Genomic DNA, 8,997 nt, shown 5'->3' with positions numbered 1-8,997 from the left:
CTTTACTGCCTTCCTCACCGAACAGTTTCTTAAAACCGAAATCTGTATAAGGATTAAAGTATTTTGCCGCCATAACTACTCCTCCAAGATTATTTTAATGAAATACTCGCTGAATAACTATGTATTTGGAAAACTCTGTCTAATATCTCCTGTATAGCAGAAAAAATGGGTTTGGCATCTCTTCTTGCGCGTGTCATTGCGGTCTATCAATTGGCATTATCTGCTCAAATTCTTTTAATTTATGACTGTCATGGAGGTTGCTCCATTGACGCTCCTTCTATTCTATAAAGGCATTAATTGTTTTTGAGGGAGTTAGGGCTAAGTGCAAAGATACTCAGATTATACGCTATAAAAGGATGAAGCGATGCCTGGGATGCAGTGCGATCGCACCCTCAAATTAACTCAAAGCTGAGAGCGATCGCTTATCCTAGGAAATAGATAAATACCTGATCTTCCTATGGAGGCCAATAAACATGGACATTAGTGTAACTTTAAAATGAAATCAAAGCCCTGAGTATTGCCGATAGAATTCGGATTGTACAAGATATTTTGGAAAGTATCCCAGCAGAACAGGCTTATCCCGATTTAACAGCAGCACAAAAACGAGAACTTGATCATGAAACAAATCCAGATAATGTAATGACATGGGAGGAAATTAAAGCTTCAATATAATCATAATCGCTGTTGTATGCTGACAAGCGTAAATTATTTATTTAAACAGATATTTTTATCTTGATCAAAATCGCTACAATACCTACCACAGCTAGATTTATTCCCATTTAATTTTGAAAATTTAGGCAATTAGGATTGCTAAAGCTATTTACCTTCCGCCTATTGCACTAAAATTAGTAGGCACCTAGCTGAGTTGTACAAACCTTTGAAATTAGGAGTGCATACGTGCCAACACTTGCTAAATACTTGCTGGTTGGATCAGTTGAAGCTTACAGTGGCAAATCTGCAACAGTTTTAGGTTTGTCTCATCAGCTAAAACAAAAAGGTTTGGATATTGCTTATGGCAAACCTTTGGGTAATTTTGTCAAGACATCTGCCAGAACGGTAGTTGAAGAAGATGTCCAGTTCATTACTCATCATCTTAACCTACCAGACAACCGCATTGCTCCCACCTTATTATCTTTGGATGAAATTACCGTCCAGAAACGCTTACAGGGAGAAGACACAACTAACTATCAACAGTTACTAGTACAGCAGTATTCACAAATACCAAAGAGTAATTTGGTACTGTTAGAAGGTCCGGCTAACTTATCGGAAGGAAATTTATTTGGATTATCCTTGCTGGAACTGGCAGAAAAATTAGATGCGCCTGTACTCTTAATTAGTCGTTATCAATCACTAACTTCTGTTGAGGCGTTGTTGTTTGCTAAACAGCAATTAGGTACAAGGTTAATGGGTGTCGTGATTAACGAAGTCCCTCACGAACAATTAGAGGTAGTTCATACACTCTTGCGCCCATTCTTAGAAAAACAGGGGATTTCCGTCCTCGCAACATTGCCCAAAAGCGATATCCTCCGCAGTGTGAGCGTTGGGGAATTAGTCAAGCAGTTAAACGCGGAAGTCCTTTGTCGGAGCGATCGCCTAGATTTATTAGTCGAAAGTCTCGCCATTGGGGCGATGAACGTCAACTCCGCCGTCAAATACTTCCGCAAACGTCAGAACATGGCAGTAGTCACAGGAGGCGATCGCGTTGAAATTCAACAAGCAGCCTTAGAAACATCTACCCAATGCCTCATCCTGACTGGACAACTGCCACCTCCTCCATTTATCCTCAACCGGGCCGAAGAGTTAGAAATCCCGATTTTATCAGTGGATTTAGACACTCTCACCACGGTAGAAATCATTGACCGCACCTTTGGTCAAGTCCGCGTCCATGAACCAATTAAAATAGAGTGCATTCGCTCTCTTATGTCTGAGCATTTTGATATTGACCGCTTATTATCCCAATTGGGATTCAATCCAGCGGCAGCATTATCATAAAATTGTCCAGATTCCCTTGATTGATCAGAATCAGCAGCGTAAATCCCCTTGATTACTCCTCAACTGGTTTATTGAAAGGTATTTGTTCTGGCAATGCTTCCCCAACCGGTTTAACTTCCTCAACAGTCAGATCAGATTTTTCGGCTGCTTCTGCCGCCAATAACTCCGATGTCACTGAATTTGGGGAACTTACTTCTGGCGCACTTGCCATTTCGCTAGTTTCTTCTCTGGCAATCACCACCTCAGTTTGAGTGATCTCTACCACAGTTTCAGTTTCTCCTGTGATAGACGACTCGGAAATCACCACCTCAGTTTGAGTGATCTCTACCACAGTTTCCGGTGCTGTTGGCGGAATTACCTGTTCTTCCTCTATGACAGTGGGTGGAGTTGGTGCTACTTCTACCACCTCCAACATAGAAGATTGAGCAAAAGTCTCCTCAGACGAAGTTTCAGTTGTCATTGCTGGGATAGCAGTTACCGACTCATCTGGTAATACTGATGGTGGCGTTGCTTCAGTTCCATTTGTTCGCAAAATCTCTGCAGCAGTTTTAATTACAGGCTTTTTATTCACAGTCTGCTGTATTTTCGCCTTAGCACCACCAAACACACTAGCAACAAAGCTTGATAACTGTCCAAATTTCTCTTTTACAGAAAACTTTGACATTTGTTCTTGAAAACTCACCTTAATTAGCTCAGGACTGGGGAGAGGAGTTTGTTGTCCTGCGGGGGCAAGTTGTCGCCGTAATGACAGAGTTTGGGACACAGACCATACTAACAGTGCCACACTAGCTACATGACCCAGTAACAGCCCTCCAGTAATCCGAGGTGCAAAAATCCATAATACTAAAGCGTAGAATAGCCCAACACCACTCCAGATAAAATCATTCTTACGATGGATTTCTGGAAACAAGAAGGCTGATAAATAAATGGCGAGACTTCCAAAAGCGACTATCAACGCTAGAAGATAAGCCAGCATTTTTTAATACTCCTTACTATTTCAATAAAGAAAGGGAACAGGGAACAGGGAATAGGTAGGATATTGAATTTCTCCCACCTTCCAATACCTTGTCCATTTTTTCCGTTGTTGGATTAAGCGATAGCGCAACCCAACGTATTTGTTAGCTTTCATGCTGTTGCTTCGCGTTCACGCAGTGTCCCGCAGGGATCCGTTTACGTTCCACAACTCAACCTACAAATCAAGGCTTTTTTCAATTTGGACAAGGTATTGACCTTCACTTCCATATTAGATAAACCATAGGCTAAAAGTTGACCATTTTCACTGATAGTCTTCTAAGGCTCGATAAGGATCGGCGATCGCCATTTCGTGATAATTATCTTTGTGTAACCTGGAGATAAAATTGGCAGTAATGCAAAAATTCGTTCAATTTATAGCTTTGATGCCACCAGCCAAGATATTTACGGTGGGACTATCTTTCTCTCTGGTAACGGGGCTTTATGCTTGTGGTAAGGGAGTAAATTCTGGTATCAATCTTAAAAATTTCAATATTGGTACTAATGTAGCACAGATTCAAAAAATTACCAAAAAAAATCAGGATACGACAATTTACATTCAAGGTAAAGTAGAAAAATATGCTCCGTTAATTAAGAAAAAAGCATATCAAATTAATGACTCAACTGGGAAAATTTGGGTGATCACTAATCAGGGCAATTTCCAAGTTGGAGAACAGGTGGTATTGAAGGGAAATGTTCAGTACCAGAGTGTCCCTTTGGCTGGTAAAGAATACGGTGAAGTTTATTTAGAGGAAAAGTAATTTATGAATAGTCAACTAGCTTATGTAGCCGTCGCCATTCTTTATCGAGAAAGTAAGTTTTTAATGCAATTACGGGATAATATTCCTAATATTATCGCTCCGGGTTGTTGGGCCTTATTCGGTGGACATATAGAACCGGGAGAAAGTCCAGAAATAGCCGTTCAGCGCGAGGTTATGGAAGAAATTGGCTATGAGTTAACTAATTTTACCAAATTTGGAATTTATAGGGACGAAAAAGCTGTGCGTTATGTATTTCAAGCACCATTGTTAGTTCCAGTAAGTCAACTTGTACTTTCAGAAGGGTGGGATTTAGATTTATTAACAGCAGCAGATATTCACAAGGGTAAATATTATTCTGAAAAAGCCGGAGAAGTTAGACCTTTAGCAGATTTACCTCAAAAAATTATGCTGGATTTTATCAGAACTCTATAGTCTGATAATCCGATTCACAAACTTTTTGAGTTTTCCAGACATTTTGCCAAAATTATATTCTTAATAAATGCCATGCAGCCAGTAAAAAGTCTACCAAATTTACCTAAATGGTTAAACATAGGATTAGCCTTTCCTGTGATTCTTTTAAATGGATGGTTATTAATTCAATTCATTAACTATTTTCAGCCTTTGGTTAGTGTTATTTCCGTTGCTATTCTTCTGGCTTTTGTACTAGATTACCCCATTCAACTTCTCCAAAAACGGGGAGTACCTCGAATTTTAGCAGTTGTAGTGGTATTACTGTTATCTATTATTATTTTGGGTGCTGTAGGTGTAATTCTGCTACCACTTATTCTGGAACAATTGAATGAGTTAGCTAATCTTCTTCCCTATTGGATAGAATCGGCAACTCAACAAATAGAAGCTTTGCAAAATTGGGCAGCTACTCAGCAACTACCAGTAAATTTAAGTGGATTAGCTGGTGAAATTTTAGGAAAAATATCAAGTCAATTGCAATCTTTTACTGGGAAAATTTTAGGGTTTGCTTTCGATACTATTGGCAATTTATTGAATTTATTAATTACCATAGTTTTGACTATTTATTTAGTATTGAATGGGGAAAGTTTATGGAATGGAATTTATCTTTGGTTTCCCCCAAAAACAGCAAAAAAGGTGCGAGAATTACTGCGAGAAGATTTTAATAATTATTTCATTGGTCAAGCTACTTTAGGGGCTATTTTAGCTGTATCTATAACATTGGCTTTTGTTCTTTTACGAGTGCCTTTATCACTACTTTTTGGCATAGGAATTGGTTTGTTTTCCCTATTTCCTTTTGGTACGGGTATTGGCATTGGTATTGTCAGTTTATTAATAACTTTAAAAGACTTTGGTTTAGGGTTAGAGGTTGCGGCTATAGGTGTGGCTATTGATCAAATTAATTCTAATATTATTGCCCCACGTATTTTAGGAAATTTAACTGGTTTAAATCCTGTATGGGTGGTAATTTCTTTATTAATAGGCGCAAAGTTAGGCGGTGTATTGGGATTATTGGTTGCTATTCCTCTTGCTAGTTTTATTAAAGATATGGCTGATACTTGGCGTAATGGTGAATTTAATAAAACTGCCGTTGATAGTGAGTAACTACCAGTGATAAAATGTAGTTTTCACAAATTTCATTAGTCAAGAACTAAAATATTCATATCACCCCACAGGAGGCTGTATGAGTCAGGTATATGAAGGAGTTCGCTGGACAATCACAGACTTGGAATTATTACCAGATAATGGCAACCATTATGAAATAAATTGATAAAAATGTCTGGGACACAATTCTCCAACTTTTAATTAAATTGTGGGAAAATAGTATTCTGTCGGTACAGGCACAAAAATCAAGAAAGTGATTACAATACTCAAGGTGAAATCTAATTCTCTTGAGTGACTAAAGTTATGGAAAATTTTGTTTTTTACAACCCAGTTAAAATCCTGTTTGGTAAGGGTCAAATCGCTAATATTGCTTCAGAAATCCCCGCAGATGCAAAAATTCTGATTACCTACGGTGGTGGTAGCATTAAAGCTAATGGGGTTTATGATCAAGTAAAAGCGGCATTAGCTGGTAGAAATGTATTTGAGTTCGGCGGTATTGAACCCAATCCTCATTTTGAAACTTTAATGCAGGCGGTTAAGTTAATCCGCAAAGAAGGGATTGATTTTCTGTTGGCTGTGGGTGGTGGTTCTGTTGCAGACGGGACTAAGTTTATCGCGGCTGCTGTTCCTTTTGTAGGCGACCCTTGGGATATTTTAGCGAAAGGCGCACCGGTAACGGCGGCTTTACCAATGGGGGTGGTTTTGACTTTACCTGCGACTGGTTCAGAAATGAATACAAATTCAGTCGTGACAAAATGGGAAACTAAAGACAAGTTATTTTTCGCTAGTCCCTTGGTGTTTCCGAAATTTTCCGTTCTTGACCCAGAAACAACTTTCTCCCTGCCTCCTCGGCAAATTAGCAATGGTATTGTTGATGCTTTTACTCATGTGATGGAGCAGTATTTGACCTATCCGGTGAATGCACCATTACAAGACCGCATGGCTGAATCAATTTTACAAACTTTAATTTCAGAAGGACCAAAAACTTTAGCAAATCCTACAGATTATGAGGCGCGGGCAAATTTGGTTTGGTCGGCAACAATGGCATTAAATGGGTTAATTGCGGCTGGTGTGCCTCAAGATTGGACGACTCACATGATAGGTCATGAGTTGACAGCGTTGCATGGTATGGATCATGCTCAAACTTTGGCGGTTGTGTTACCTGGAACTTTGACGATTAGACGCGATCGCAAGTGGCAAAAACTTCTACAATATGCAGATAGGGTTTGGCAAATTGTCGGTGGTTCGGAAGAGGAACGGGTAAATGCTGCAATTACTAAAACTCGTGATTTCTTTGAATCAGTTGGTGTTCGCACTCATTTGTCTGATTATGGTGTGGGAGTAGAAACTATTCCCGCAGTTATCCAGAATTTAGAAAAACATGGAATGACTGCTTTAGGGGAAAATAAAGATGTTAACCCGCAAGTTGTGGAACAGATTTTAGCTCTTTGTGCTTAAAGGTTAAATCCCTAGGTTAAATGGTTTCAACTTAAGACCTGGCGAATGGAATTCACGGCTACACAAACAAAGTCCGCCTGGGCCGACTAAGGAAAAATCAAGGATTTGAAACCCACGCAGGTGGGTTTTACCTGTGTAGACGCGGTTTCTAACCGCCGGTTTAACGTATTTCATTATCACCAAAATCACCTGAGTTCGGTGTTAGGAGTTTCTCCTTCGGAGACGCTTCAATTGGATAATCTAAGGATAATTGACCTTGTTCATCAATTTTACCTGTGGTTTGGATTGCTTTCATAAAAGTTTTTAGTCTAATTCTAGTGTGTTAATTCTGAATCCCTTATCCCATAAGACTTCATGCACATTTTGTGCCGCCATATTTTTATGAGAAAGTGCCTGAAACAGGTGTTCTCGGTGTAAACTACGGTAACACCAATAATTTTCGGGACAATCCCTCCAGAAATACACAGAATTAACATACTAGTCTAATTCGATGACAATAAATATATTTTAGGACTTACGCACTATACAAATTAACCATGATGTGAATGAACGAAAATCCGTCGTTTCAGGCTTTAGGCGATTAACTTCTGTTCAATAGCGAACTGCTTGCAGCAGCGCTTCGCTATCGCTCAAAAATAATCAAAAAATCACGTTAAAATGCCCAAAACCCATACCTCACATTTGGTTGATCCTGTCAATGCGTAAGTCCTATATTTTACCAAAGCTGTAAACTTTAAAAATATTATCCTTCTCATTAATACTAACAATTAACCAATGCCTAATTCTTTATTCCCGTTGTAGCAATACCTTGAATAAATTGGCGTTGACTAATTAAAAATAACACTATCACGGCTATTGTCGCTGCTGCTATCATTAACGAAAAACTATTGGTAAAACTCTCTTTTTGTCACAACAAAGCTAGTTGTATTATACTTAATTATGGTTAAGCCGTGCCTAGGAAAGGTTTAAACAAATCATGCTAATCGCCAATCAGGAGAAAGCTAAAGCTAAAGTGAAAATTGGAAAAGCTGTAAGTGCGATCGCTACTAAGGTAGAATATTCAAAGTTCACTAAAAACTTCCCTACCATCCCCAGTGGTAATTGGCTAAAGTCCCATTATTCTGGGAAGTCTTTGTTGTTTGTGGTAGCTTCAGACCCAAAGGAAGTTAGGAAAACCACAATTAGCGGCAGCAAAACTCTAAATCTACCTGTTCGTGCTGCTAACAGCCTCAAAAATCGGCGTTTTTGAGATTCCAGTTTAGCTTGGACATTGGCTATGACTTCATACATTTGTTTTTCTGGTGGTACAACCATCAGTAAAAACTAATCTAATAACTATAGTTTCTTGTTAAGTTAAATTAAATCACAGTGATAATTACCCCAAATTTATCGGGTAAGTTGAGTTTTTGTATCAAATGAGCAGGGTTAACGGAGTAATACAGACAATGCAGCAACTTGTAGACCAAATTGAAACAATTGATTTTCAAAGTGAAATATATAAAGATGCTTATAGCCGCATCAATGCGATCGTAATTGAAGGAGAACAAGAAGCCCACGAAAATTACATTACATTAGCTCAACTACTGCCGGCACAGGAAAAGGAACTAATTGTCCTCTCAAAAATGGAAAGTCGCCACAAAAAGGGATTTGAAGCCTGTGGACGGAACTTAAAAGTGACTCCAGATTTAGAATTTGCGAAAAAGTTTTTCTTGGGACTACACGACAATTTCCAAGCAGCAGCTAGAGAAGGTAAAATAGTTACCTGCCTGTTGATTCAATCATTAATTATCGAATGTTTTGCGATCGCCGCCTACAATATCTATATTCCTGTAGCTGATGATTTCGCTCGTAAAATCACGGAAGGAGTAGTAAAAGAAGAATACAGCCATCTCAACTTTGGTGAAGTGTGGCTGCAAAAAAACTTTACAGAATCCCAAGCCGAGTTAGAGGAAGCTAACCGCCAAAACCTACCTCTAGTATGGAGAATGCTCAATCAAGTGGCAGATGATGCCAAAATCTTAGCTATGGAAAAAGACGCTTTAGTGGAAGACTTTATGATTCAATATGGTGAGGCCCTAAGTAACATTGGCTTCACTACCCGGGATATCATGCGTCTTTCCGCATACGGACTTGTAGCCGCTTAGAAATGCCCTCGGGGTGACAACTATGTTACCCCAGGTTTTCAGAGCAGGGGGCAGGGGGC

General features: G+C 39.1%; 10 protein-coding genes and 1 pseudogene. 8 read left to right on the top strand and 3 right to left on the bottom strand.

The features are described 5' to 3' along the window. Positions 1-549: 549 nt before the first annotated feature. Together IQ226_RS23675 and IQ226_RS23670 are read left to right on the top strand one after the other, a co-directional pair. Positions 550-672, top strand: coding sequence for a hypothetical protein (locus tag IQ226_RS23675; protein ID WP_255539999.1), 123 nt, complete (start codon positions 550-552; stop codon positions 670-672). Positions 673-897: 225 nt separating this feature from the next. After that, positions 898-1,992 (top strand): phosphotransacetylase family protein, encoded by a 1,095-nt coding sequence (locus IQ226_RS23670; RefSeq protein WP_193899481.1) that lies wholly within the window; start codon positions 898-900, stop codon positions 1,990-1,992. Positions 1,993-2,044: 52 nt separating this feature from the next. Here the strand turns inward: IQ226_RS23670 and IQ226_RS26095 are convergent, their stop codons facing one another. Then, entirely contained in the window at positions 2,045-2,968 is a 924-nt protein-coding gene (locus IQ226_RS26095) for a Ycf66 family protein (RefSeq protein ID WP_193899480.1), read from the bottom strand. A 391-nt stretch (positions 2,969-3,359) separates the two neighbouring features. Here IQ226_RS26095 and IQ226_RS23660 point away from each other — a divergent pair, with 391 nt between their 5' ends. The 4 genes from IQ226_RS23660 (at position 3,360) to IQ226_RS23645 (ending at position 6,794) form a co-directional block, all read left to right on the top strand. Beyond that, positions 3,360-3,764 (top strand): hypothetical protein, encoded by a 405-nt coding sequence (locus IQ226_RS23660; RefSeq protein WP_193899479.1) that lies wholly within the window; start codon positions 3,360-3,362, stop codon positions 3,762-3,764. Between the two features lie 3 nt (positions 3,765-3,767). After that, positions 3,768-4,196, top strand: coding sequence for an NUDIX hydrolase (locus IQ226_RS23655; protein WP_193899478.1), 429 nt, complete (start codon positions 3,768-3,770; stop codon positions 4,194-4,196). 72 nt (positions 4,197-4,268) lie between these two features. Continuing rightward, positions 4,269-5,336 carry an AI-2E family transporter gene (locus IQ226_RS23650; protein ID WP_193899477.1) on the top strand — a complete coding sequence of 356 codons (1,068 nt, stop codon included), beginning with the start codon at positions 4,269-4,271 and terminating at the stop codon, positions 5,334-5,336. A gap of 303 nt (positions 5,337-5,639) precedes the next feature. Beyond that, positions 5,640-6,794 carry an iron-containing alcohol dehydrogenase gene (locus IQ226_RS23645; RefSeq protein WP_193899476.1) on the top strand — a complete coding sequence of 385 codons (1,155 nt, stop codon included), beginning with the start codon at positions 5,640-5,642 and terminating at the stop codon, positions 6,792-6,794. A gap of 160 nt (positions 6,795-6,954) precedes the next feature. Here IQ226_RS23645 and IQ226_RS25740 read toward each other — a convergent pair whose 3' ends face one another. Both IQ226_RS25740 and IQ226_RS26090 read right to left on the bottom strand, forming a co-directional pair. Continuing rightward, positions 6,955-7,089, bottom strand: a complete 135-nt coding sequence (locus IQ226_RS25740; protein WP_255539998.1) for a hypothetical protein — start codon at positions 7,087-7,089, stop codon at positions 6,955-6,957. Positions 7,090-7,572: 483 nt separating this feature from the next. Beyond that, positions 7,573-7,698, bottom strand: a pseudogene (locus IQ226_RS26090) (carbohydrate ABC transporter permease); the annotation flags it as partial. Positions 7,699-7,770: 72 nt separating this feature from the next. Here IQ226_RS26090 and IQ226_RS23640 point away from each other — a divergent pair. Beyond that, positions 7,771-8,043 (top strand): hypothetical protein, encoded by a 273-nt coding sequence (locus IQ226_RS23640; protein ID WP_193899474.1) that lies wholly within the window; start codon positions 7,771-7,773, stop codon positions 8,041-8,043. Positions 8,044-8,239: 196 nt separating this feature from the next. Next, positions 8,240-8,938, top strand: coding sequence for an aldehyde oxygenase (deformylating) (locus IQ226_RS23635; RefSeq protein WP_193899472.1), 699 nt, complete (start codon positions 8,240-8,242; stop codon positions 8,936-8,938). Positions 8,939-8,997: the final 59 nt, after the last annotated feature.

Source organism: Dolichospermum sp. LEGE 00240 (genome assembly GCF_015207875.1).
Taxonomy (GTDB): domain Bacteria; phylum Cyanobacteriota; class Cyanobacteriia; order Cyanobacteriales; family Nostocaceae; genus Dolichospermum; species Dolichospermum gracile.
This window is presented reverse-complemented; position numbering and strand designations above follow the sequence as displayed.

Coding starts and splice junctions, on each gene's coding strand:
- IQ226_RS26095 (WP_193899480.1), bottom strand. CDS start 2,968: ATGCTGGCTTATCTTCTAGCGTTGATAGTCGCTTTTGGAAGTCTCGCC.
- IQ226_RS23660 (WP_193899479.1), top strand. CDS start 3,360: ATGCAAAAATTCGTTCAATTTATAGCTTTGATGCCACCAGCCAAGATA.
- IQ226_RS23655 (WP_193899478.1), top strand. CDS start 3,768: ATGAATAGTCAACTAGCTTATGTAGCCGTCGCCATTCTTTATCGAGAA.
- IQ226_RS23650 (WP_193899477.1), top strand. CDS start 4,269: ATGCAGCCAGTAAAAAGTCTACCAAATTTACCTAAATGGTTAAACATA.
- IQ226_RS23645 (WP_193899476.1), top strand. CDS start 5,640: ATGGAAAATTTTGTTTTTTACAACCCAGTTAAAATCCTGTTTGGTAAG.
- IQ226_RS25740 (WP_255539998.1), bottom strand. CDS start 7,089: ATGAAAGCAATCCAAACCACAGGTAAAATTGATGAACAAGGTCAATTA.
- IQ226_RS23640 (WP_193899474.1), top strand. CDS start 7,771: ATGCTAATCGCCAATCAGGAGAAAGCTAAAGCTAAAGTGAAAATTGGA.
- IQ226_RS23635 (WP_193899472.1), top strand. CDS start 8,240: ATGCAGCAACTTGTAGACCAAATTGAAACAATTGATTTTCAAAGTGAA.